Below are 23,444 nucleotides of genomic sequence, written 5' to 3'. Positions count from 1 at the left end.
TAACAATTGGATTATTTGCCAAAAATCGTTATTATTTTTTATAGTTGATGTACGTTTTTTCTTTTGAATTGCCCTTATTGAAATCTGAAAACCAATTTTACTCACTTGATTATAGATATGTATTTTTGTGGCTATGTTATAATCAGTTCATATAGCATTTAATATAAATGGCATCTCATATATATATATATGTAAGCCGCCTTTTTTAGTTAAGGGAACATAAATAAAGTAAATCCCCATTATATTACGAGCGAAAAATCTATCTGCCGCTTGGCAAGATCTACTTTTTTAACTTTAATTGTTACTTCATCACCTAACTGGTATTTTTTCTTTTTGCGTTGGCCTATTATACAATAATTTTTTTCGTCAAGTACATAGAAATCATCAGAGATTTCGCGAAGGCGAACCATTCCTTCACATTTATTTTCTTCAATTTCTACATACATGCCCCATTCCGTTACACCAGTAATGATTCCTGCATAAACGTTTCCTACATTTTCTTCCAGGTATTCGGCTTGTTTGTATTTAATTGAGGCACGCTCTGCTTCTGCAGCTCTTTTTTCCATTGCAGATGAATGTGCACTTGCGACTTCGTAAAATTCAGCATCGGCGGATTTTTCCCCAGCCAGGTAATCTTGCAAAAGTCGGTGTACCATCACATCAGGATAACGACGGATTGGAGAAGTAAAATGGGTGTAATATTCAAAGGCAAGTCCGTAATGACTGGTTTTTTTCGTTGTATATATTGCTTTCGCCATAGAACGGATGGCTAAGGAGGTTAGCACATTCTGTTCTTTTTTACCTTCAACGTCGGCCATTAAATGGTTTAACGATTTTGCAATTTCCTTGTCTGATTTGGTATTGATTTTATAACCGAAACGTGATGCAAAATTTGCAAATGTATTTAAGGTTTCCATGTTAGGAGAGTCATGAACACGATATACAAAAGTTAATTTGTTTTTTCCTTTCAGTTCTGTCGCTATAAATTCGGCTACTTTTCTGTTCGCCAGAAGCATGTAATCTTCAATAAGTTTATGTGCATCTTTTCGTTCTTTAACGTAAACGCCGATTGGTTTGCCGTTTTCATCAAGTTTGAATTTCACTTCAGTACTTTCAAAGCTGATAGCGCCGTTTTTAAACTTTCTTTCGCGAAGGATGTGCGCAAGCTCGTTCAACTTCAGGATTTCTGAGCTATGATCGCCTTCTTTATTCTCGATAACTTCCTGCGCTTCTTCATAGCTAAACCGCCTGTCTGAGTGAATAACTGTTTTTCCATACCATTCTGATTTGATGTTTGCCTCATCATCAAGTTCAAAAACGGCCGCAAAGCATAGTTTGTCTTCATGCGGGCGTAGAGAACAAACGCCGTTGCTTAACCTTTCGGGAAGCATGGGTATTACTCTATCTACTAAATAAACAGAGGTGGCACGGCTGTAGGCTTCTTTATCCAATTCGGTTCCTTGATGTACATAATGGGAAACATCAGCAATGTGAACTCCGATTTCGTGGTTACCATTAGGTAATTTCTGATAAGAAATGGCGTCATCGAAATCTTTTGCATCTGCAGGGTCAATGGTGAAAGTTAATATCTCTCTGAAATCTTTGCGTTTGGCAATTTCAGTTTCAGAAATTTCTTCCGGGATTGCATCAGCTTCTTTTTCTACAGCAGGAGGGAAGGATAATGGGAAGCCGTACTGTGCCAAAATCGCATTCATCTCCGTGTTATTCTCACCCTGATCGCCCAATACGTGCTTAACCGTACCTATCGGGTTTTTAGCGCCTTCAGGCCAGTCGGTTAAGCCCACCAAAACCCTTTGTCCGTTTTTAGCACCTAAAGTGTCAGAAAGCGGTACAAAAATATCATGCATCATCTTTTTATCGTCAGCTATCACAAAAGCGAACCGCTCAGATATTTTGATAACGCCTGTAAAGTCCGACTTTGCCCGCTTAATAATTTCAATAACTTCTCCGTCATTTTTACGGCCATGCTTTTTTGCAAAAACATAAACTTTTACCGAATCGCCATGCAAGGCGTTCTTAAGCTTGCGTGGGGCAACAAAGACATCTTTTTCAAATTCATCATCTGGTATAATGTAAGCTGAACCATCTGCAGTCATGTCTACGCGGCCCGTTAAAAAGTTTTGCAACTCCTTTAGCTTGAATTTTCCTTTTTCAGGCTCAAGGAAAATTCCGGCGCTTTTACCCTCCTTTAAAACTTCGAGAATCGTTTCGCGGGATTCCTGATCATTGAGATTTAATTTGGCAGAAACCTGCTTATAATTTAACGGTTGATTGCTGTTTTTTTCGAAGACATCACTAACCAGCTGATTCAGAACCAATTTTATATTTGCAGATTTATTCTTTGCCATATGCTAAATGTATTTTATCGAAGATACGGAAAAGATAGAAATGAAGGTTAGGATGCAAACGGAAAATGTGATAGTAATGATGCTATTGCTAATGAAAACATCAATTATTTGACCAGCAGTTCAAACGACTTAATCTTTTTCCGAAGCGAGGTATAACTTAGATAAACGTGACCATTCTTGCCTTGAATAATTGCCGGATAGCTGTATTCTCCTTCTTTATGGTTTTCCAATGTGTAAATATCTTTCCAGTGCTCCCCATCACAAGATACCGCCAATTTTAAAACTGAACGGCCTTCCCACCAATTTTTTCCAGCTTCCAAGGGGTTATATATTAATATTTGCTTACCACTTTTTAAGGTTACTGCATCGCTACCAGAATTTGGATTTGGCAAACTTGTTTTCGAGAGTTTCGACCAGGACTCACCATTGTCTTCAGACCAACTCTGAACGATTACATTTTGGCGGCTTCTACACAATAGCTGTATTTTTCCATTTGGATAGGTTAAAATAGAAGGCTGAATTACGCCAAAAGTATCGCAATCAATTTCGATTTTCCTCCAGTTATTTCCATATTTGTCCGATTTTTCGAGGTGAATCAACCATTTTTTCTCATCCAAACTTTCGGTACTTGAGGGATAAAGGATATCGCCAGCTGCGAGTTGAACGGGTTTATTTTTTATCGGGCCTAAAAATCCATTAGGCAGTTTTTTTGCTGGAGACCATGTCTTTCCATTATTGTTTGACGTTTTATATTCTGCCCACCATGTTCTGGGGTTGGGGCCAACTTTATAGTGCAGGTACAAAATTCCATTCCTGGCTTTAAACAATACGGGATTCCAACAAGCATAACCTAAAGTATCATTTTGTAAACCGTTTGCAATTTCAACCGGTTTAGACCATTTGCTATTGGCTCTGACCGAGTACCAAATAGAAACATCTTTACTACCCTCAAACTTTCCTCCAAACCAGGCACTCATAATTCTATTACCCTTTAACTCCAGCAATGTCGATGCATGGCATGATGCAAAGGGAGCCTCGTCGAAAATAAAGCCAGATCGTACTATTTTAACTGATGTTTTCTGAGCTTTGGTAGTTGCTGGAAATATTAAAGACAATGTCAGAAAAGCAAAACGAATAAATTCTGATGTTTTAGCTACCGGGAATCGCATCAATTAGTTTTTTAGTGTAAGCAGCTTTTGGCGAATTAAATATGTCTTCAGGAAATCCTTCCTCTTCAATTTTTCCCTTATTCATTACTAAAATCCGATCTGATATGTGTTTTATAACCGCTAAATCATGCGATATGAAAATGTAAGTAAGGCCTAATTCCCGTTGCAAATCTTTAATTAGGTTTAAAACCTGTGCCTGAACAGAAACATCCAGGGCAGAAACGGATTCATCGCAAATGATAAACTTCGGTTCTAAAGCTAAGGCCCTGGCGATAACAACACGTTGTCTCTGCCCGCCACTAAATTCGTGTGGATACCGGTTATAATGCTCCTCTTTCAGTCCGACTTTATTTAATAGTTCTAAAACCTTTGTTTTGCGCTCTGCTTCATTTTTAAAAAGGTTATGTACCTTTAAAGGCTCAATTATGGATTGACCAATGGTTAGCTTTGGATTTAGTGAAGCATATGGATCTTGAAAAATGATTTGAATATCTTTCCTTAATTTTCTCATTTCCGCTTTGCTTATGTGAGTTATATCTTTCCCGGAAAAAATTATATTTCCGGAGGTCGGTTGGATTAATCTCAGAATGCTTCGCCCTAATGTAGTTTTCCCGCAACCTGATTCTCCTACCAAACCTAACGTTTCGCCGGGGAAAACCTTAAAATTAATTTCGTCTACAGCTTTTACATATTCTTTCGTTTTACTGAAAAAACTGCTGTTTACCGGATACCAGGTTGATAAATTTTTGATTTCCAACAGCGGCTCTTTAGCGTAAAGTTTGCTATGCCTTGCCCGTGTCTCCTCTTCTGTTATTTGATTTGAGGGACTTAAATGCGCCGATGCATCTTCGACTAAGCCGGTTAAAAAATCGGCTACAACAGGTAATCTTTTCAATTTTAACACAGGCGATGGCCTGCAAGCCAATAAACCTTTGGTGTAAGGGTGTTGTGGATTTTGAAATATGGATTTGGCATTACCTTGTTCTACAATTTCACCTTTGTACATCACAGCAATTTCATCAGCAATTTCATGTACCACCCCTAAATCGTGTGAAATAAATACCATAGACATATTCCGTTCCTCTTTGAGTTTCAAAAGCAACTGAAGAATGGTTTTCTGAACAGTTACATCTAAGGCCGTAGTCGGTTCATCGGCTATCAGTAACTTTGGATTGCAGCTTAAGGCCATTGCAATCATTACCCGTTGTTTTTGTCCACCTGAAATCTGATGCGGATAACTTTCAAATATTTTCTCGGGACGTGGCAGCTGAACCTCGTTGAAAAGTTGAATTGTTTTTAATTTTGCCTCTTCTCTGCTTACTTTTTGATGCAGAATAATCGCTTCGGCAACCTGATAACCACAAGTGAAGACTGGATTCAGTGAGGTCATAGGTTCCTGGAAAATCATTGAAATTTGATTTCCACGGTATTGTCTTATTTCATTAGCATCCAGGTTTAATAAACTTACGCTTTCAAATTTTATTTCTCCGGTAATTTTAGCCGATCGTTCGTCGTGTAAGCGCATAATCGAAAAAGAGGTGACAGATTTACCGGAACCGGACTCGCCCACAATACCTAAAACTGTACCTTCCTGAACATTAAAACTAATTTTTTTTACCGCCTTGAACCATGTTTTTTCTTCATGATTGAAAAAATCGATATTTAGGTTTTCTACATTTAGCATCAGGATACAATTGTAATATTTTCTGGTGGAATTACATTGATTCCTTTAAATTTTAAAAGAACCTGAGCCGTAGTAATTACATCTTTCTGGCAATAGGTTACAATGCGTGGCAGGTTTTTTTCTTCATAAAAAACCTTTCTCACCATACTGCCATCAATATCGTCTTTAGGCGTTGGAACATTCAAAATGGCCGCAAGTAAATTTAATGAAGTGTAATGTTTATAATCACCAAATTTCCAGAGTTCCATTGTATCGATGTGGTTTACCTCCCAGGGTTTTTTACCGGAAATTTGAAGCTGAACCGGAATCTCGATTCCGTTAACCAATAATCGCCTGCATAAATATGGAAAATCGAATTCCTTGCCATTATGTGCACAAAATTGAAGTGTGGGCGCCTGTTTGTGGAGTAAAGCTGAAAATTCTTTTAGCAGCTGGGTTTCATCATCGCCAGAAATGGATTTTATACGTAAATACGGTGTTTTATCGTGGATGTAGAATATGCCCAGGCTAATGCAGATAATTTTCCCAAACTCTGCTAAAATGCCCGCACGTTCGTAAAAATCGTCAGGACTTTGTTCTGGTTTACGCTGGTAATGCGTTTTCTGTTCCCAGAGTTCTTGCAAGTGTGAAGGAACTTCCTCATAGGAGGCATATTGTGGTACAGTTTCGATGTCGATAACCATTACCTGGTTGAGATCCAGTGTCTTTAGCATAAAACAAGATACGTAAATAGTTTTCAGTTCGCAATTTTCAATTTCAAGCTAAACATGTTTAACAATTCGATAATATTTTTTTAAGTTTGATTATGGCTAAAAGCAAATTTGAAATATCCCTGGAAGAAGGTCCTCATAAAATTCTTTCAGATTTGGTAGGAAACTGGGAAGGTACATCGAAAACCTGGTTTGAAAAAGATGTGCTTGCTGATGAGTCAGCGGTACAGGGCATATTTTCTTCAATTTTGGGAGGTAGATTTGTTTCTTACGATTACCAGGGAAGCTTAAGCGAGAAACCGGTTGAAGGAAAGATGATTATCGGATATGATATCCCTTATCAAAAATTTACCAGCAGCTGGATTGATAGTTTCCATATGGGAACGCAAATCATGCTGTCGAGTGGAGATGCTACCCATAATGGATTCTCAATTTTGGGAACCTATGGAAGTCCTGAATACGGGGAACAACTTTGGGGATGGCGAACGCAACTGCAAATTATTAATAACAACGAAATCCTTCTTTCAGCTTATAATATTTCTCCGGATGGTGAAGCCGCAAAAGCAACTGAGGCGCTTATGAAGCGGGTTTAAACCTGTAAATTTTCCAGAACCTATAGGTTTATCTTTTAAAATAAAGTTTGGCCTGTATTATTTCCATTCGCCATGACCGGGATTTTTAAATCCGTTCCAACGGCTTTATTGAGTTTCTCTGTAAAATAAGCTGAAAATAGTGGAGAAGATAGCTCTACATTTTGATGGACGAAGAAATACAGGTTTTGAAGACCTTGTTCTTTCCATACCACAATTCTTTCAATCCAATCGTCTAAACGCTTTTTATCAATTAAATCATCATTTGCGCCAACGAAGCGGATAAAAGCAGTAGGCGTGGTTAAACGCATATGCAACATATCTCTTCTGCCCGAGGTATCTACAATAATATTTGCAATGCCATTATCTTCAAATAATGCCGCAAATTCACTGGCAATCGCAGAGTTTGAAAACCATTCTTCATTTCTCACCTCAACAGCCAGGGGAATTACTTTTGGAAATTCTTTTACAACAATTTTAAGTCGTTCTAAATCTTTCGGTTTGAAATTATCATGCAGCTGGAGAAAAGCCATGCCTAGCTTATCTTCAAAATTGCTGATTGCATCGCAATATTGTTCAATTGGTTCTTTAACGTTTATTAGTCTTTTAAAGTGGCTAATGGTATTGGTCAGTTTCGGAAAAAATTTGAAATCAGCAGGTGTTTTTTGCGTCCAGGTGATGACCTGCTCACTGCTGGGCATGCCGTAGAAAGTTGCATTCAATTCGATTGAATTAAACTGGGTAGAGTAGTAGGTCAACTCATCTTTTGTACCTTTTGGATAGAAGCCTTTTAAATCTGCTTTATTCCATTTGGCACAACCTACGAAAGCTTTGAAATCCTGGTGTGGTTTGTTGGCGGCTAATATCTCTGCAGTTTCAGGAGCATCGGCCGGCAGTGTGAAATCTATGATGGATGGGTCTTCAACTTTACCGAATTGCATATGGTTTATTTAATTAACCGCTAAGTTAGCAAAGAAAATTCCGCAAAGAAATACAAAGGAAAGTTTTAGTGCATTGAAAAGCACATAAAAAAAGCGCCAAGTAAATACTTAGCGCCCTTTGCGAGAAACTTTGTGTTCTTTGCGGTTAAATTTAATAACCTAATATCTTCAAAACCTGCTTGCTATTCTGTTCTTCCCCAAAAACCTCAAAATTGAAGCTTTCATCACGGTTTCTGCGAATTAAAACGTGTTTCGGACTTGGCAATAAACAGTGGTGAATACCTCCATAACCACTTAAAACTTCCTGGTAAGCACCGGTGTGAAAGAAGCCTAAGTACTGGACCTTACGTGTTTTAGGCATAAATACACTATTCATATGTGCTTCCTGATTATAATAATCCTGTCCATCACAGGTAATGCCTCCTAAGTTAACCCGCTCGTATTCAGCATCCCAGTTGTTGACCGGCAATAAGATGTATTTTTGGTTTAATGCCCAAACATCTGGCAAGTTGGTGATGAAAGAACCATCCAGCATTAACCAACGTTCGCGGTCGTTTTGTTGCTTTCTGCCTAATACCTTATATAAAATGCCCGATGCCTCAGCAACAGTGTATTTACCAAACTCGGTAATGATATCAGGTTCCATTACATCATGAATGGCACAAATTTCTTTAATCCTTTTTACGATTTCATTAACCATGTATTCGTAATCGAAATCAAATACCAATGAATCCTTAAACGGCATACCGCCGCCAATGTCTAAAGTATCTAAATCAGGATTAATCTTTTTGAACTTGCAATAAAGTGTTACATATTTTTCTAATTCGTTCCAATAATACGGTGAATCGGTAATACCGGAATTGATAAAGAAGTGAAGTAATTTTACGCGAAAATTGGGGTTATGGACAATTTTATTGTTGTAGAAATCGATAATGTCTTCCATACGAACACCTAATCTCGAGGTGTAAAATTGAGAATCCGGTTGCTCCTCTGCAGCAATACGGATACCTAGATTGCAAGGTGTATCAATATCAACCTCATCATCAAAAAGATTAAACTCTTCTTTGTTATCCAATACCGGGATGATGTTTTTATAACCATCGTGCAGCATATCAATAATATACTGTTTGTATTGATAGGTTTTAAAGCCATTGCAGATTATGGTGGTATCCTTTGTTAAATGCCCTTTTTTCTCTAAAGCATCAACCATAGGCATATCAAAAGCAGATGAAGTTTCCAGGTGGATGTTGTTCTTCAATGCTTCTTCTACAATATGGCGGAAGTGCGAACTTTTAGTACAGTAGCAATATTTATAGTCACCACGGTAATTGTTTTTTAAAATAGCAGTCTGGAAGAGAATTTTCGCTTGCTGAATTTTCTTGCTTACCATTGGTAAGTAGGTGAAACGTAAGGGGGTACCATAAGTTTCAATCATTTCCATCAGGTTTAAATCCTGAAAATATAACTCATCTTCTATAACATCAAAGCCATCCTGAGGAAAGCCAACGCTTAGATCGAGAAATTCTGAGTAACTCTGCATTTACTTTTAAATAATTTTTGCAAAAATGTAATTTTAAATCGAGAATTAATCTTAATTGAAGATATTTTTACTGTAGAGCAACGGTTAGTCTGACAATAAATTTTAAACTCGGTGTACTAGCATGGAAATAATGGTTCTTGGGGACACGAACCATGGCGGTGGACATGAACCAGGCAGTCATAGGTTACCGCAGATCCGGATTGGTCTATTCTGCGTAAATCATTTTAAATCTGCGGGAGAATTTTGATTGATTCGGAGAGAAAAACCTGTATTTCGATGAATTTGTATAAGATAGCCGTGTTTAAAATTTCCCTCCGTGAGCAAATTGGTTCCCGCAGATTTCGCAGATCCACGCAGATTTTTAATTGGCTTTTTCTGCGCAATCTACAGGGAAATTTTCATTAGCCTTTTCTTAAATACTTTGTCAAAATCACAATCGTCTGGCCTTCCACTTTACCTTCAATTTGGTCTACATTATCATGGACTAACCGGATATTTTTTACGACGGTACCTAATTTAGCACTTAAGGTTGAACCTTTTACATCTAATGTTTTAACAAGAACCACTGTATCGCCCTCGTATAATCGGGTACCATTACTATCCTGATGAAATTCTACCGTTCCTTCTGATTCATGATCACCTGTTTTTTTTGCCCATTCTAAAGTTTCGTCTTCCAGGTATAAAATATCTAAACTATCTGCTGCCCAGCCTTCATTTCTCAATCTGCTCAACATTCTCCAGGCAACAACCTGTACCGCCGGAAATTCAGACCACATCGTCTCTGTCAATATTTTCCAGTGATTGGCATCGAGCTGCTCCGTTTTTTCAATTTGATTTAAGCAGGTTTTACAAACTAAAATTGTGTTATCGCTATTCGGGTTGCTTGTCGGCGGAACTTCATAAATGTTTAAAGCAGTTTCTGATGTGCATAATTCACATTTATTACCCGATCGTGTTTGTAATTCCTGTATTAAAGACATATTCATTTTCTAGATCGGCGAAAATACTAAAACTTTTCGGAATAAAATATGATTTGGATTACATGAACCCCAGCTGTAAGCGCTATTATTTGTATCGATCCAACACAACTCATGTTAACTTATTTCAATATGAATTGGTCCTTCAAAGTTAAGAACAATAGTTTATTTATTTGGTAGGTAAATGAATTTCAGCAAGCATGCACCTGGCACTGCCACCGCCATTTTTTTCAATTGTATACAGTGGTGCATAAATAATTCTGTTATACTTTTCCAGCTTTGATATTTGCTCCGCATTTAATGATAGGTAAGCTTGTTCTGACATCACCAATAAGTTTTCGTTCATACGATTTGCTACCTGCAACATATTTCCGGCAAAGCGATTCATTTGTTCAAGCGAAATTTCAATTATTTTTTTGCCGCTATTGATTAAACTTAAAGCAACGAAATCTTTTTCATCGGGGTTTTTAATCGAATCTAAACAAATTACGGCAAACTGATCGCCGATACACATCATCACATTGGTGTGGTAAATCGGGAAATTAGTCGCGTCAACCGCCTGGAAAGTCACGGGCTCATAGCCTGTAAGCATGCAAAAATTGTTCAAAACTTCCTCGTCGGTGCGCACACTCAAGCAAGCATAAGCAATTTTGTTAATCCGATCCAAAACCATACTTCCCGTTCCTTCCAGAAATGCATATTGCTTTTCATAAAAACTTATATCGCTAACATGGCTTACTTCAAACTTATCTTTTAAGTCCTCTAATATGTCGTTTCTACGTTCTTGTCTGCGGTTTTCGGAAAACATTGGGTACAAAAAAACGGAACCATCTTCGTGAAAAGAAACCCAGTTATTTGGAAATATAGAGTCGGGCGTTTCGGGTTGTAGCGTGTCATCAACTACGGTTACATCAACCTCATTTTGTCTCAGCATGGAAACAAAACCATCAAACTCTTTTAGCGCCTGTTCGTGTATATTGGTTTCGGTCGAGGCAACCTGAAATTTATTATTCCCTGCGGTTTGTTCATTGAATTTAAAATTAACCGGGCGAATCATTAAAATATGGTTGGTAGCTTGCATTTTAGTATCAAGTATCAAGATTGTCTGGTACTTTAATTTTTATTGTCTAAACGTATCACGTATTACTTAAAACTTCTAACTTAATTCGTCTCTTAAAATTGGTAAACTCATACAATGAAAACCGCCGCGGGCACGGGATAGTTCTGCTGAAGGCATTAAAATTAACGTATCTGTAATGGTATCTGTATTTGTTTTTCCACTTTCTAAATCCTGGATTAAGTCTTTTACGTCTATGATTTTAAAACCAGCTGCCTTAAAAGCTTCAACAGTTTTATCATTTCTGTCGTAGCCTAAAACCACACCCTCTTTTATCGCCAGCAGGTTACAGGAATCTGTCCATTGTTCCCTCGAATCGTAAGGAAACGTATTGTTCCCACTATAAATGATTTTTGTGGGCTCCGTACTCTTTAAATCATTCTGACTAATATCATTCAATAAAGCCTCCACATGTTCAAAATGTTTTGGTTCCTGTGGGTTTGCCTTTGTAAACTGAATGGCGGTGGTAGCCTCCAGTTTCTCAGGTTCCTTTAGAAAATTAATGGGTTCGTATGGGTTATACTTTGGTGAATGGGCAATGGAATTTAAAATAACCCATGTATTGCGTTTAACCTGTGTAAACACCGTATCCAGATGCATATAATCACGCTTGCTTGGAATTTTTACCACGGTTACTTTCTCCACCACATCATTATCAAATAATAGTTTAATGGCTTCATTTGCACCATGTTCGGATGTTCTTTCACTACAGCCGATAAGCACATGGTTCGGACTTACCATCATCACGTCGCCACCTTCCAGTGTGGTACTGAAAGCTGGTTCATCGCCCGGACGTAAAAAGTGCATAGTCACATCCGGGATTTCCAGGATGTTGTTGCTGTAGCTTTCGAAAAGCGGGTGGTTAAAGAAAATGTAGCGCATTAAAAGTGTTTCGCGCACACGGGCTTTTTTTGCCGGCTTATTTAATAAAATATAGTTGTTTATTGTTATACCAACGTCCCTGGTGAAAATTAAGTTCGGAATTGGTGGGAAAATCATCGTGTCGTTCGCCAATGTTCCGGAGATAAAAATTTCTGCCAGTTCTTTGGGGTCGGTATTGGTAAGTTCCATTTGTACTTTGTAGGTACAACCTTCAATTGCACAAACAGCTGCTACTAACTTCCTACGAATGGATTCACTTTCCAGCATTTCGCTTAAAAGGTTTTGAATCTCTATCACCGAGGCAGAATTATGGAAGTCAGGATGATTTGGTTTGTAGAAATTGCGATTTTGCTCTTCTGAATCGATTTTCGCAAGCTTTCCTTTAATTTTTCCGGGATCAAGAAAATAAAGGAGTAGTTTGATGTAATAATCATATTCACCTTTCCGGATGGTATCCAAATGTACAATATCTTCGAAAAGCCAATCCTGCGCTTTTGATGGAACAACTTTGCCCAGTCCACTGTCTGGACTATGGATTAACAATTTACGCAACCGGCCGATCTCGGTTTTTACGTTGACCTGGAAATTTTGATTTAGCTCGCTCATAAATTTAGTTGTACAAAGCTATTAGAATTTCATGGAGTATCAAGTGTGGAGAGTATCAAGTAGCAAGTATCGAGTAGCAAGTAGCAAGTATCAGGTATCAAGATATCGCTTTATGCTTTGGCCTTTCAGCTTTCCGCTTTTAATCCTATTTTTACGCCATGAATTTTATTATTACCGCAACGCTTGATGCAATTAAACAACTTTATAATGAAGAGATAGCAGAAAGCGTAATCAATATACAAGAAACCCGCAAAGAATTTGAAGGTCAGGCAACGGTAGTTGTTTTTCCGATAACAAAAATTTCAAAAAAATCTCCTGAACAAACCGCACAAGCCATCGGCGAATACTTAGTTGAAAACGTTGCTGAGATAACTGCCTTCAATGTTGTTAAGGGATTTTTAAATCTGAGCATTGCAGAAAGCTATTTCCTGAAACAATTTAACGAAGAAATTTTATCGCCGGAATTTGGTATTTATAAGCCGAATGGTAAAAAGGTAATGGTCGAGTATTCTTCACCAAACACAAATAAACCATTACACTTAGGGCATGTCCGCAATAATTTGCTTGGCTATTCTGTTGCAGAATTGCTTAAAGCTTACGGTTATGAGGTGACGAAAGTTAACCTGGTTAATGATAGGGGTATCCATATCTGTAAATCAATGCTGGCCTGGCAAAAATGGGGTAATGGCGAAACGCCAGAAAGTTCAGGCTTAAAAGGTGATCACTTGGTTGGAAAATACTATGTCACCTTTGATAAAGAGTATAAGAAGGAAATTGATGCCTTGAAAGAACAGGGACAAACTGAAGAGGAAGCAAAAAAGAATGCGCCGTTGATTAAAGAGGCTCAGGTAATGCTTCAGCAATGGGAAGCGGGAGATGAGGCCGTTGTTTCGCTTTGGAAAACCATGAATGGCTGGGTTTACGACGGCTTTGCTGTAACATACAAAAACCTGGGGGTTGATTTTGATAAGTTTTACTATGAAAGCAATACCTATTTATTAGGAAAAGACACTGTTGAAGAAGGCTTACAAAAAGGCGTTTTCTTTAAAAAAGAAGACGGTTCTGTCTGGATAGATCTAACGGCTGATGGTTTAGATCAGAAACTTGTTTTGCGTGCCGATGGAACCTCGGTATACATTACCCAGGATTTGGGAACTGCTAAAATGAAATTTGATGATTTCGGAATGGATGAATCGATTTATGTCGTTGGCAATGAACAGGATTATCATTTTAAGGTTTTGTTTTTAATTCTGGAGAAACTTGGCAAAAGCTGGGCGAAAGGTCTTTATCACTTATCTTATGGAATGGTTGACTTGCCTAACGGAAAAATGAAAAGTCGCGAGGGAACTGTGGTTGATGCGGATGAATTAATCGATGATATGGTCGCCACGGCTCAGGAAAAAACCGAAGAATTAGGAAAAACGAACGATTTTACCGCTGAAGATAAAGCTGAATTGTATAAAAATATTGGTTTAGGCGCTCTAAAATATTTCCTTTTAAAAGTAGAGCCGAAAAAACGTCTGTTGTTTGATCCCAATGAGAGCATTGATTTTCAGGGAAATACAGGTCCATTCATTCAATATACGCATGCCCGTATAAAATCGCTGTTAAACAAAGCGGGATATCAGTTTGCGGTTAACAGCGAGCAGTTTTCAGGAATTTCTGATGTGGAGTTAGAAATGATTATGTTATTAGCAAAATATCCTTCGGAAATTGAACTAGCCGCTAAAGCACATAGTCCGGCGAGTTTGGCTAATTATTTATATGAGCTTGCCAAGTTGTTTAATAAGTTTTATCATGATGTACCGCCAATTGTTAAAACGGAGGATGCTGACGTCAAACAATTCCGTTTAAATTTAAGCAAGAAGACAGCGGATATTATTCACACAGGTATGTTAATTTTAGGAATAACTTCTCCGGAAAGAATGTAAGGAGATTTTTAGATATAGTGAATATACTATAATCTTAAAATTCTTAAATCCTGGTCAATGATCAATGAACTGATTTTACTTTGCCTTGCTGCTTTCTGTGCAGGATTTATAGATGCTATTGTGGGTGGCGGGGGTTTATTGCAAACGCCGGCTACTTTACTCATTTTGCCACATTACCCGGTAGCAACTCTATTGGGCACAACAAAAATCCCTTCGCTTGCCGGCACAACGATTGCCGCATTCCGGTATTCCAGGCAAGTTAAATTCAATTTTAAGGTATTAATTGCTTGTGCAACCACAGCATTTTTTGCCGCCCTTACCGGCGCTTTTCTCGTAAGCAGAATTGATAATGCTATAATTAAGCCCATCATTTTAATTGTACTTATTTTCGTTGCCATTTATACCTATTTTAATAAACAGTTTGGCATCCATTTGGAAAAAAATCATTCGGTAAAAACGCAAGTTTTGATGGCTACGATTTTCGGCTTATTAATTGGCTTTTACGACGGATTGATAGGGCCGGGAACAGGATCGTTCTTAATTTTGGTTTTTATTACAGTACTGGGCTTTGATTTTATACAAGCGAGTGCGCATGCAAAGATTGTAAACATAGCTACAAACCTGGCAGCAATCGCCTATTTCAGTTCAACAGGGCATATTTTATTTCAATACGCCGTCCCTATGGCTGCTTTCAACCTCACAGGAGCACATTTTGGAACAAAGCTTGCCTTATTGAAAGGGAATAAGTTCATCAGGATATTCTTCCTCATCGTTGTTTTTGCAACGATTTTAAGATTTGCGTACGACATTCTAATGCCACACCTTTAACGCAATAAAATACGTTTTCCATGTCTCTGGCTTGAAAGTTGATGAATTTTTTAATAAAAATACATGTCATCATCAGAAAAAAAGTTGGAAAGATTTGTTCAAGCTCAGGAAAAGAGTTACCAGGATGCGCTGGCTGAATTGAAGTCAGGAAGAAAGCGTAGTCATTGGATGTGGTATGTATTTCCACAAATCAAAGGCCTTGGGTTTTCAGAAATGGCAAGATTTTATGCAATAGAAGATATTAAAGAGGCTGAAGATTATCTGGCTCATCCTGTTCTGGGAAAGAGGTTAATCGAAATTACCCAGGTTTTGATTGAGTTAAATGAAGACGATGCCAACAAGGTTTTTGGTTATCCGGACGACATGAAGCTCAAATCTTCGATGACTTTATTTGCTAATATAAATCGTACAGACCCGGTTTTTCTCCAAGTAATCGACAAATACTTCCACGGTAAGCAAGATGTGGCAACGCTCCGAATTATTGGTAACCCTTCATCATAAAAAAGCATCGTTAATTAATCAACGATGCTTTTTGGATGAGGTCAATAGGATGTTTTAAACTCCAAGGTCATCTTTAGCATAAGCTGTCCGGGTTTCAAATTCATCTCTGTAACCTTTGGCTTTTTCCATCCATTCAGGAGCTTTATCTTTTAAATCGTCCACTACCGATTTACCTGTAACCGGATCTTTCTTAGTGATATATTTAACGCCTGCATAAATTGCAGCGCCTATAATTGCTGTTTTTAATAGTCCCATGTTCTTAGTTTTTTATATTAGTCATAACATCCGGCAGCGACCAATGGTTTTAAATTATTAATCTTAAAATTAATTAGATACGTTTATTTTTAAGCTGTCTTTAACTATGATACCACTAATGGTAGCAGAATTGTATTTGATTGTATAAGCGCCGGGTTTGGTGATGGTATAGGCATCGTTCAAATTAAAATCAACGCTGGTACTATCGCCTTTTTTTAATGTAGTGTAGCTATCACCAGGGGGCGGCATCACTCGTTTGGCCATCGGGCCTTTATAATCAACCGGGGTATAATCATCCAGAGAAACATCAAGATATTTACTCATCAACCCTTCAAAAGGTGTATGCCATTTACAAAACTTAGCTGCGGTATCTGCATTGTTATACACCGAGAACTTAATATTTATCGGCTGACCCAGTTTTGCATTTCCAACCAGCATCATTTTTCCCGTAATGGGATCAACGTCTCTTGATTTTGTTTCTGACAAAAGGGTTGTGTCGCTCTTCGCTATTGTTTCTTCTTTTTTATCTGACGAACTGCATGCCGTAAATAATAAGGCCCAGATGCTGAGCATTATGGATAACTTTTTCATAAGAGTGTTAATTGTTTATTGTTCGTTTTCAGTTCCCGACTTAATAGGAACAGGTTTTTTTCTTCTGAATATCGGAAAGCTCATCGGACTTCGGGCGGGGCGTTCATCGCCCAGTAAAACCCCCCACTGTTTAAATGATTCGGTTCGGTCAAATATAATTTTTAATACGGCCACACTTGGCAGCGCAAGAAACATTCCGGAAATACCAGCAATGCTGCCGCCAATAAATACCCCAAGGATAGCAAATAAGGCATTTATTTTAACTTTCGACCCTACGATCCGGGGCATCAGGATGTTGTTGTCAAGAAACTGTACAAAAGCAATTACACCCAATACCGTAATAACCGGCCATAATTCCTGTGAAGAAGTCAGCGTTAATAAAACGCCAATTAGATTGCCTATCAAAGCGCCAACGTATGGAATAAGATTAAGGATGGCAAATATTACCCCAATTAACAAAGCATGTTTAATTCCAATAAGCATCAAAATTCCACCCAACAAAATCGTCATGTAAGTCACTTGAATCAACAAGCCAATTAAATAACTTTTGATGATGGACTCGGTTTCATATATGGCTTCTTTTACTTTCGGATGGTCATCTGTTTTAAACCACATAAAAATAAATCGAAGCAAAATATCTTTATAAAAAAGCATCAAATAAATGTAAATCGGAAGTAAGCCGATAAAAACAAAAATTCCACTTAGTGTTACTGCTGCTCCGCCGGCAAGAGAAGTTCCCATGTTCATCAAATCATCACTCTTATCCTGTATAAATGCTTTTTGCTGCTTATCATTGTAATGGGTAATTCGACTTACCCAGTCGCTTAGCGAATTAATGTGCTGTGTTACGTTTCTTTTTATGTCCGGGAAATCCTTTACCAGTATGCCGATTTGGTTTGAAAAAAACCAGACTATGAGCGCAACAAAAAGGGCTACTACGAGAATGGAAAATATAATGGATAAACTCTCGGGTACTTTTTTGCTTTTAAGGAACCGATATATAGGCAATAATACGATACTGATAAAAAATGCCATCAAAATTGGCATAATAATATCCTTACCTATAACAATCACAGTTGTGAGTGCAATAAGGCCGAGCAATTCTATTGATCTTTTTACGGTAAGTGGTAAATTATTAAGCATGCGTTTCCGGTTTCCCCATTAAACAGGAATGATCTAATATTGTTTTAGCTGGAGGTAAATTGATGCGATGCAGAAGCAATGTTTATTATATTTCCTGATGTTTTTATACAAATGGGTCTAATGTAGAGGTTATCCATTTCCCATTATCTGTTTCCAGTTTCCATTTTCTGTTGTCCATTTCCCGTTATTGATAAAATGGGTTTAATGCACTGGCTAAAATAAAAAATTACTTCAGGCTAATGATATACCGGAGGATTAAATTTATTTTTGCAATTCGGTACAATCGATATGACTAATCAAGATACAATTATTGCTTTATCTACGCCACCTGGTTCGGGTGCTATCGGTGTAATCCGCCTTTCGGGGCCGGATGCCATCGCATTAGTTAATTCGGTTTTTTATGGTAAAGACCTTGAAGAACAGGATTCGCATACTTTGCATTTTGGATTGATAAAAGATGGCGGGCAAATTGTTGATGAAGTTGTAGCTGGGTTGTTTGTTGCACCAAAATCTTATACAAAAGAAAACGTTGTGGAAATTTCCTGCCACGGTTCAAATTATATTATTCAGCAGATAATTAATTTATTGATCAGTAGAGGGGCAAGGGCTGCTAAACCCGGTGAGTTTACCTTACGTGCTTTTTTAAATGGCGCCTTTGATTTGAGCCAGGCCGAGGCCGTTGCCGATTTAATCGCTTCTAATTCTAAGGCATCGCACGATGTTGCCATGCAGCAGATGCGTGGCGGTTTTGCCAATGAATTAAAAGCACTACGTGAGCAACTCATTCATTTCGCCTCGATGATAGAACTTGAACTGGATTTTGCAGAGGAGGATGTCGAATTTGCCAACCGGGAGCAATTGCGCAATCTCGTTACGAGGATAAATCACGTTTTAAGTCGTTTGATATCCTCCTTCGAATTGGGTAATGTAATTAAAAATGGTGTTCCAATTGTGATTGCAGGTAAACCCAACGTTGGTAAGTCGACTTTGCTCAATGCTTTATTAAACGAAGAACGTGCAATTGTTTCTGACATTGCCGGAACCACCCGCGATACAATTGAAGATGAATTAACCATTGGTGGCATTGTTTTCCGTTTTATTGATACGGCAGGCATTCGCGATACAGCCGATGTTATAGAAGCTTTAGGTGTAGAACGCACGCTGGAGAAAATGAAGCAGGCCAAACTGATTATTTATATGGCAGATGCAGCCCAAAGCACAGATGAAATTGAAGAACAGGTGCGGGGCTTGGCAAAACTTGAAATTCCATACCTGATTTTATTGAACAAGGCCGATTTACTATCACCACAGAAAAAAGAGGAACTTGCCAGGCTACAGGTCGTTTTTATTTCTGCAAAGGAAAAACTAGGTATTGATGAGCTTAAGGAAACGCTTTTAGAACAGGTTAATCTACACCACATCAATACGAGCGAAACACTGGTGACCAATATCCGCCATGTTGAAGCTTTAAAACAAACAGAGAATGCCCTGCATCGCGTTTTAGAAAATGTAGATAACCCGGTAACATCTGATTTCTTAGCCATGGACATTAAACAGGCGCTGCATTACCTGGGGGAAATTACAGGCACTGTTACAACGGATGATTTGCTTGAGAACATTTTTACGAAGTTTTGTATCGGTAAATAGTTGATTGTTAGTTTTTTGTGTTTATTATCATTATATTAATGATGAACTAGATTTCCTATTTCCAAACTTATTCAATCAGCATACATAGAGAACTCCGATGTGAGCATCGCATTGATCTCGAGAATTTCAATTAAGTACTTCTCAACGTTTATGCAAGAGCTAAGATAAATGCAAGAAAATATTTTAGAAGAAGATTACATAAATATTCCGGAGAATTCATAAAGGATCTTAAATCAAAAGTAATCTATCCATATAACGATGAAGCAGAGCTCGTCGTTGAAGAAAGTATAAACAAGTTTTTGATATTATAGATGTTACTATTCCAACGTATGCAAAAAGGTCATTATTGAAAAATCGTACAGTCGTAGAATAAATTCTTAATGAAGCATAAATGATGTTAATATGTTTATAAATACACTCATAGTTATTAGAGTTAATTTCTAAATTTATGCTTTAAGTATAAAATTTAAATGGGTAACTTCTCTCGCAGGCTAAATGATGTGGAATCATTTGACCATTTTTTTAAAGCGATTAAATATTCTATAGATGAAAACCTTCTAGGGAGTTTTGTTGACGCGGAATTGATGACTATTACGGAGCATGAACAAACTAGTTCGAGTCGCAGGAACAGATTGCCAGCCTATGCCACGGACGAATCCAGGTGGCAACTTAGGACAAAAATAGTCGAAGAATTATTAACTCTCGAACGTCTAGTGGACGACGAAAAAATTAATTTGGGGTAGGGGGCGCAATACCGGTTGGAGGTGCTAGAAGTCAAAAGAAAGCCTTTATAATAATCGGACTCCCGGCATCAGGTAAATCTGGTATAGCAAACCGAATCGCTGATGAATATTCTGCGATTATCTTAGACTCTGATTATGCTAAAAGAAAACTGCCTGAATTTGGTGGTTTTAAGAGTGGCGCCTCTTTGGTTCATGCAGAATCTGGTGGAATTGTGTTTCCAGGCAAAATGACAATTGATCAGCCTTTTGAAACTTTGAGTGAAAAAGTAATTAAATTAGGAATGAATTTTGTTTATCCCACAGTTGGGCAGGATTATGTTTCTTTAATTAAATATGCTGATTCTTTAAAAAATTCTGCCGGTTATGAGGTTCATCTGATTTTGGTTAATTTGGACAGACAAAAGGCAACACATAGAGCGATAGAACGTTATATTAAGACTAACCGATATGTACCATTGGGGTTAATATTCGATTGCTACAGTAACGAGCCTACTCTAAATTATTATTACGCAAAACAACGAGAGTCAGAACTATTTGCAAGTTTTGGCGAAGTTTCGACTGATGTTCCCTATGGTGATGGACCGAAATGTGCTAATTTAACAGATGATAGTCCTGTAAATTTATTTTTATGAAAAAATATAGTAGTAAAAAGCATGTAATAATTCCCAAAAGCGGTCGCCGATTAGTAGTTCTTGGTGACGGGCAAAAGGTGGTTAAAAAAGTTCTAAGGAGTAAAATTGGTGATAGCCAAAATGGTAAATACCGAATGATAACTGGGAAAGAAGTTGACATGTTGCTCAGGAAGCGTGATGAGTCATTAGTTGCGAAAGAAGTTGACGAATTAAATAATATGAGTCGTTTTATTGAGGAGACCTTTAAATAGAGATTTTTCATTTGGTATTTTGCTAGCTTAATGCTGTTCAGTCAGACTTCTATCATACGTGAGTGGTAATGGGTAACTAAAAAAAACTATTTCAACGACAAGTGAAAATGGACAGTTTCCTTTTAGTGAAGTTGCAAAATATTCCTAGAAATGATCGGAATGCTCAAATAAGTTATGCAAAGATTTTGCTTATTTTCTATTCACGAAAGTGAATTTATTTTTGACTGTTGTATTTCCGATCACCTTCAATATTAGTTCAAAATTGTTGTGTCAATTTTTTTTGCGTTGTTCCAAGTTTTGATTAATTGATCTTGATCTAGTGACACATATTGATGCCACTGTCTTCGCTTGTGATCAATACGCCTTTTTCATTTTATGCGGAATGCTGCGCTGCTAAAATTGGCACTACCTACGATAGCTTCCCATTTTTAAGGATTGTTATAAAACAGAAGACTTTGGGATAAAAAGTTCCATAAGACATAGTCATGAATTTCATCCATGTATTGTCCATGAAGTGCCCTATGAAGTGAAGGTGAGTCTGGTAAAAATGCCGTCCGACAAATATCTGATTGATTTTACTCGTGTTTTTTCAAGTTCTTTAAGAAAAAAAATCTGCGCTCAACGCGATAAAGATTCTATTTATTACTTTTCCCTATCAAAATCCCATCAATCATATTACTAAAATCCTAGATTTAACTACCGCTGATGGTTGCATCCTATACAATGGCTTGAAAAAAAGCCGTTTAATGAGTTTTGCTATAATAGTGTCGAATTTTGCACTAACTTTAAGCAACAAATACGCTAAATTAATCAATTTATGAGTACGTCTGATTCAAACCTTGAAGATATAAATTCGAAAACACCTGCCCAAATGATCGAATCATTTTATAACACCCACACTATTGATAAGGTAAAGCTGACTCTGTTGGAAGCATTTCAGGGTTATGCATTAAATGATAAAAGTGGCTTTTTAAAGTTAGATATTGGCGAGGAGCAGGTTAGTGAAGTTTTCGACAGTTTGATAGAATTGGTTAGAGCCATAGAAACTTTGATTGAAGAGGGTAAAATTGAAGGCGTGAAAAGTTAAGTAAATCGCTGTCAAAGCTAAATTTCTGATTTTTTTTCGCGTTTAAGCGAATCAAAAATGGAGCTGAATTTAAACTCTCTGCTACGCCTCACATGTCTTTTTCCTGATGAATTTGCAGGTAATAACACAAAATTATACTTATATATGATTTAATATAGGAATTGCCTTAGGCTGAAAGGAGCCGAATCTATTATATAAAATATGACCAGTTTGCCGATGGCTGGTAAAGATTTCGCCGAGCATTAGATCAACAGAATCTGTAATTTCGACTGGTAGCCTGAGTAAAGAAATGTACAGTGTTAACCAACATACGGCCATGTGTGTAGGATTTTTTACTATGAATGCTACAACAGATTAATCAGAATTTCCCGGCATTGGCTGAACAAATTTAACAATCCTTTCTTATTCAAGTATGCACTAGCTCTCCTAGCCATGCATAGCTAAACCCTTTATTATTGATCAACTATTCCGCGTATAAGAACTCCGTCTTTCAATTTCTTGAAACCCATTAATTCCCAAGAATTACAAAACTGGTACTAAAAATGAGCTCGTGAAAAGTAATATGCATAATTTCCTCGGTTTCTTTTTTTTCAATATATCTACAAAACAGATAATATAATATTTATGTTTCTAATTAGATGTATCTTAATAGATGTATCTAATAAGATGTTTCTAAATAGGGGTACCTAAAGCGCATCATTTTAATTTACTTTACTGCATGACAAGAGTTAAAAATGATCAAGAGGTTGAAAATGCGAAGCAAGTTTTGAAAATGGTTGGCGCCCGGATACGGTCTATAAGAGAAGCTAAGGGTGAGCCTAATTATGAAAAGTTCGCCTTCAAACGTAACCTTAGCCGTACGCAACTTTGGAGATATGAGAATGGGGAAGACTTTCGTTTTACATCGCTACTAAAAGTGCTCACCGCGTTGGATATCAGCCTTACCGATTTTTTTGGAGAAGGATTTGATAAAATGGTCTAGATGGATACTATATTTTTTTGAACAATTTAAAGTGTATGGTTAGGTATTGATTTGTTAAATCAAAAAGCTTCTAATCCCTTAACTATTAGTATACGTTTATCTAACTTACTTTAAAAATACATCAGTTTTTTGCTAATCCCGTTCAAATTCTAATTATGTCGTATTTACATAACCGTAGTGTTAACTTACTTGGATCGGCTCAAGATGTCATCACACATTAAATTATTTAGTGATGGCCAAGGGGTCGTACTTTGAACTAAGAAGGAGC

The 23,444-nt window shown here is 37.4% G+C and carries 21 protein-coding genes; 9 read left to right on the top strand and 12 right to left on the bottom strand.

Features of this window, described 5'->3' with window-relative positions:
- Window positions 1-239: 239 nt before the first annotated feature.
- The 4 genes from rnr to ASF92_RS07515 all read right to left on the bottom strand — a co-directional run bounded on the left by rnr (window position 240) and on the right by ASF92_RS07515 (window position 5,935).
- Window positions 240-2,369, bottom strand: a complete 2,130-nt coding sequence (gene rnr / locus ASF92_RS07530; RefSeq protein ID WP_056090264.1) for a ribonuclease R — start codon at window positions 2,367-2,369, stop codon at window positions 240-242.
- Between the two features lie 104 nt (window positions 2,370-2,473).
- Window positions 2,474-3,538 (bottom strand): exo-alpha-sialidase, encoded by a 1,065-nt coding sequence (locus ASF92_RS07525; RefSeq protein ID WP_056090263.1) that lies wholly within the window; start codon window positions 3,536-3,538, stop codon window positions 2,474-2,476.
- Window positions 3,519-5,222, bottom strand: coding sequence for an ABC transporter ATP-binding protein (locus tag ASF92_RS07520; protein WP_056090260.1), 1,704 nt, complete (start codon window positions 5,220-5,222; stop codon window positions 3,519-3,521). Before ASF92_RS07520 ends, ASF92_RS07525 begins: the two co-directional genes overlap by 20 nt.
- The gene (locus ASF92_RS07515; protein WP_056090255.1) at window positions 5,222-5,935 is read right to left on the bottom strand and encodes a 3'-5' exonuclease; all 714 of its coding nucleotides are present in this window, start codon (window positions 5,933-5,935) and stop codon (window positions 5,222-5,224) included. Before ASF92_RS07515 ends, ASF92_RS07520 begins: the two co-directional genes overlap by 1 nt.
- A 92-nt stretch (window positions 5,936-6,027) precedes the next feature.
- Between ASF92_RS07515 and ASF92_RS07510 the strand changes: the two genes are divergently transcribed.
- On the top strand, window positions 6,028-6,525 hold the full coding sequence (locus tag ASF92_RS07510) for a DUF1579 domain-containing protein (RefSeq protein WP_056090252.1): 498 nt from the start codon (window positions 6,028-6,030) through the stop codon (window positions 6,523-6,525).
- Between the two features lie 35 nt (window positions 6,526-6,560).
- On the opposite strand, the gene ASF92_RS07505 is transcribed toward ASF92_RS07510, so the two are convergent.
- The 5 genes from ASF92_RS07505 to ASF92_RS07485 all read right to left on the bottom strand — a co-directional run bounded on the left by ASF92_RS07505 (window position 6,561) and on the right by ASF92_RS07485 (window position 12,585).
- A complete protein-coding gene (locus tag ASF92_RS07505; RefSeq protein WP_056090249.1) occupies window positions 6,561-7,463 on the bottom strand; it encodes a DUF72 domain-containing protein in 903 nt (300 codons plus the stop codon).
- 151 nt (window positions 7,464-7,614) lie between these two features.
- On the bottom strand, window positions 7,615-9,003 hold the full coding sequence (locus ASF92_RS07500; protein WP_056090246.1) for an arginine decarboxylase: 1,389 nt from the start codon (window positions 9,001-9,003) through the stop codon (window positions 7,615-7,617).
- Window positions 9,004-9,404: 401 nt separating this feature from the next.
- The gene (locus ASF92_RS07495) at window positions 9,405-9,983 is read right to left on the bottom strand and encodes an alkylphosphonate utilization protein (protein WP_056090242.1); all 579 of its coding nucleotides are present in this window, start codon (window positions 9,981-9,983) and stop codon (window positions 9,405-9,407) included.
- A 166-nt stretch (window positions 9,984-10,149) separates the two neighbouring features.
- The gene (gene ctlX, locus ASF92_RS07490; RefSeq protein ID WP_056090238.1) at window positions 10,150-11,061 is read right to left on the bottom strand and encodes a citrulline utilization hydrolase CtlX; all 912 of its coding nucleotides are present in this window, start codon (window positions 11,059-11,061) and stop codon (window positions 10,150-10,152) included.
- A 75-nt stretch (window positions 11,062-11,136) separates the two neighbouring features.
- Complete coding sequence (locus ASF92_RS07485; protein WP_056090235.1) at window positions 11,137-12,585, bottom strand: arginine deiminase family protein; 1,449 nt, start codon at window positions 12,583-12,585, stop codon at window positions 11,137-11,139.
- 158 nt (window positions 12,586-12,743) lie between these two features.
- On the opposite strand from ASF92_RS07485, the gene argS reads away from it, so the two are divergent.
- From argS to ASF92_RS07470, 3 genes are all read left to right on the top strand, one after another.
- A complete protein-coding gene (gene argS / locus ASF92_RS07480) occupies window positions 12,744-14,516 on the top strand; it encodes an arginine--tRNA ligase (RefSeq protein WP_056090232.1) in 1,773 nt (590 codons plus the stop codon).
- A gap of 57 nt (window positions 14,517-14,573) precedes the next feature.
- Window positions 14,574-15,344: a TSUP family transporter gene (locus ASF92_RS07475; protein WP_056090228.1), complete on the top strand. Its 771-nt coding sequence runs from the start codon at window positions 14,574-14,576 to the stop codon at window positions 15,342-15,344.
- A gap of 63 nt (window positions 15,345-15,407) precedes the next feature.
- Entirely contained in the window at window positions 15,408-15,845 is a 438-nt protein-coding gene (locus tag ASF92_RS07470) for a DUF1810 domain-containing protein (RefSeq protein WP_056090224.1), read from the top strand.
- 54 nt (window positions 15,846-15,899) lie between these two features.
- On the opposite strand, the gene ASF92_RS07465 is transcribed toward ASF92_RS07470, so the two are convergent.
- From ASF92_RS07465 to ASF92_RS07455, 3 genes are all read right to left on the bottom strand, one after another.
- Window positions 15,900-16,100, bottom strand: coding sequence for a hypothetical protein (locus ASF92_RS07465; RefSeq protein WP_056090221.1), 201 nt, complete (start codon window positions 16,098-16,100; stop codon window positions 15,900-15,902).
- Between the two features lie 69 nt (window positions 16,101-16,169).
- Complete coding sequence (locus tag ASF92_RS07460) at window positions 16,170-16,691, bottom strand: protease (RefSeq protein WP_157263776.1); 522 nt, start codon at window positions 16,689-16,691, stop codon at window positions 16,170-16,172.
- A 15-nt stretch (window positions 16,692-16,706) separates the two neighbouring features.
- Window positions 16,707-17,834: an AI-2E family transporter gene (locus ASF92_RS07455; RefSeq protein ID WP_056090215.1), complete on the bottom strand. Its 1,128-nt coding sequence runs from the start codon at window positions 17,832-17,834 to the stop codon at window positions 16,707-16,709.
- A 288-nt stretch (window positions 17,835-18,122) separates the two neighbouring features.
- Between ASF92_RS07455 and mnmE the strand changes: the two genes are divergently transcribed.
- The 5 genes from mnmE (at window position 18,123) to ASF92_RS07425 (ending at window position 23,176) form a co-directional block, all read left to right on the top strand.
- The gene (gene mnmE / locus ASF92_RS07450; RefSeq protein WP_056090213.1) at window positions 18,123-19,481 is read left to right on the top strand and encodes a tRNA uridine-5-carboxymethylaminomethyl(34) synthesis GTPase MnmE; all 1,359 of its coding nucleotides are present in this window, start codon (window positions 18,123-18,125) and stop codon (window positions 19,479-19,481) included.
- Window positions 19,482-20,232: 751 nt separating this feature from the next.
- Window positions 20,233-20,856 carry a zeta toxin family protein gene (locus ASF92_RS07440; protein WP_082489489.1) on the top strand — a complete coding sequence of 208 codons (624 nt, stop codon included), beginning with the start codon at window positions 20,233-20,235 and terminating at the stop codon, window positions 20,854-20,856.
- Window positions 20,853-21,107 (top strand): hypothetical protein, encoded by a 255-nt coding sequence (locus ASF92_RS07435; RefSeq protein WP_056090203.1) that lies wholly within the window; start codon window positions 20,853-20,855, stop codon window positions 21,105-21,107. Before ASF92_RS07440 ends, ASF92_RS07435 begins: the two co-directional genes overlap by 4 nt.
- Before the next feature lie 817 nt (window positions 21,108-21,924).
- Entirely contained in the window at window positions 21,925-22,194 is a 270-nt protein-coding gene (locus ASF92_RS07430) for a hypothetical protein (protein WP_056090200.1), read from the top strand.
- A 718-nt stretch (window positions 22,195-22,912) separates the two neighbouring features.
- The gene (locus ASF92_RS07425) at window positions 22,913-23,176 is read left to right on the top strand and encodes a helix-turn-helix domain-containing protein (RefSeq protein ID WP_056090197.1); all 264 of its coding nucleotides are present in this window, start codon (window positions 22,913-22,915) and stop codon (window positions 23,174-23,176) included.
- Window positions 23,177-23,444: the final 268 nt, after the last annotated feature.

The organism is Pedobacter sp. Leaf176 (assembly GCF_001424305.1).
Classification (GTDB): Bacteria; Bacteroidota; Bacteroidia; order Sphingobacteriales; family Sphingobacteriaceae; genus Pedobacter.
The sequence above is the reverse complement of the archived record's forward strand: the minus strand, read 5'-3'. Positions and strand labels throughout refer to the sequence as shown.

What these genes read in the sequence shown, in the direction of transcription:
- rnr (WP_056090264.1), bottom strand. Translation starts at nt 2,369, where the DNA reads ATGGCAAAGAATAAATCTGCAAATATAAAATTGGTTCTGAATCAGCTG.
- ASF92_RS07525 (WP_056090263.1), bottom strand. Translation starts at nt 3,538, where the DNA reads ATGCGATTCCCGGTAGCTAAAACATCAGAATTTATTCGTTTTGCTTTT.
- ASF92_RS07520 (WP_056090260.1), bottom strand. Translation starts at nt 5,222, where the DNA reads ATGCTAAATGTAGAAAACCTAAATATCGATTTTTTCAATCATGAAGAA.
- ASF92_RS07515 (WP_056090255.1), bottom strand. Translation starts at nt 5,935, where the DNA reads ATGCTAAAGACACTGGATCTCAACCAGGTAATGGTTATCGACATCGAA.
- ASF92_RS07510 (WP_056090252.1), top strand. Translation starts at nt 6,028, where the DNA reads ATGGCTAAAAGCAAATTTGAAATATCCCTGGAAGAAGGTCCTCATAAA.
- ASF92_RS07505 (WP_056090249.1), bottom strand. Translation starts at nt 7,463, where the DNA reads ATGCAATTCGGTAAAGTTGAAGACCCATCCATCATAGATTTCACACTG.
- ASF92_RS07500 (WP_056090246.1), bottom strand. Translation starts at nt 9,003, where the DNA reads ATGCAGAGTTACTCAGAATTTCTCGATCTAAGCGTTGGCTTTCCTCAG.
- ASF92_RS07495 (WP_056090242.1), bottom strand. Translation starts at nt 9,983, where the DNA reads ATGTCTTTAATACAGGAATTACAAACACGATCGGGTAATAAATGTGAA.
- ctlX (WP_056090238.1), bottom strand. Translation starts at nt 11,061, where the DNA reads ATGCAAGCTACCAACCATATTTTAATGATTCGCCCGGTTAATTTTAAA.
- ASF92_RS07485 (WP_056090235.1), bottom strand. Translation starts at nt 12,585, where the DNA reads ATGAGCGAGCTAAATCAAAATTTCCAGGTCAACGTAAAAACCGAGATC.
- argS (WP_056090232.1), top strand. Translation starts at nt 12,744, where the DNA reads ATGAATTTTATTATTACCGCAACGCTTGATGCAATTAAACAACTTTAT.
- ASF92_RS07475 (WP_056090228.1), top strand. Translation starts at nt 14,574, where the DNA reads ATGATCAATGAACTGATTTTACTTTGCCTTGCTGCTTTCTGTGCAGGA.
- ASF92_RS07470 (WP_056090224.1), top strand. Translation starts at nt 15,408, where the DNA reads ATGTCATCATCAGAAAAAAAGTTGGAAAGATTTGTTCAAGCTCAGGAA.
- ASF92_RS07465 (WP_056090221.1), bottom strand. Translation starts at nt 16,100, where the DNA reads ATGGGACTATTAAAAACAGCAATTATAGGCGCTGCAATTTATGCAGGC.
- ASF92_RS07460 (WP_157263776.1), bottom strand. Translation starts at nt 16,691, where the DNA reads ATGAAAAAGTTATCCATAATGCTCAGCATCTGGGCCTTATTATTTACG.
- ASF92_RS07455 (WP_056090215.1), bottom strand. Translation starts at nt 17,834, where the DNA reads ATGCTTAATAATTTACCACTTACCGTAAAAAGATCAATAGAATTGCTC.
- mnmE (WP_056090213.1), top strand. Translation starts at nt 18,123, where the DNA reads ATGACTAATCAAGATACAATTATTGCTTTATCTACGCCACCTGGTTCG.
- ASF92_RS07435 (WP_056090203.1), top strand. Translation starts at nt 20,853, where the DNA reads ATGAAAAAATATAGTAGTAAAAAGCATGTAATAATTCCCAAAAGCGGT.
- ASF92_RS07430 (WP_056090200.1), top strand. Translation starts at nt 21,925, where the DNA reads ATGAGTACGTCTGATTCAAACCTTGAAGATATAAATTCGAAAACACCT.
- ASF92_RS07425 (WP_056090197.1), top strand. Translation starts at nt 22,913, where the DNA reads ATGACAAGAGTTAAAAATGATCAAGAGGTTGAAAATGCGAAGCAAGTT.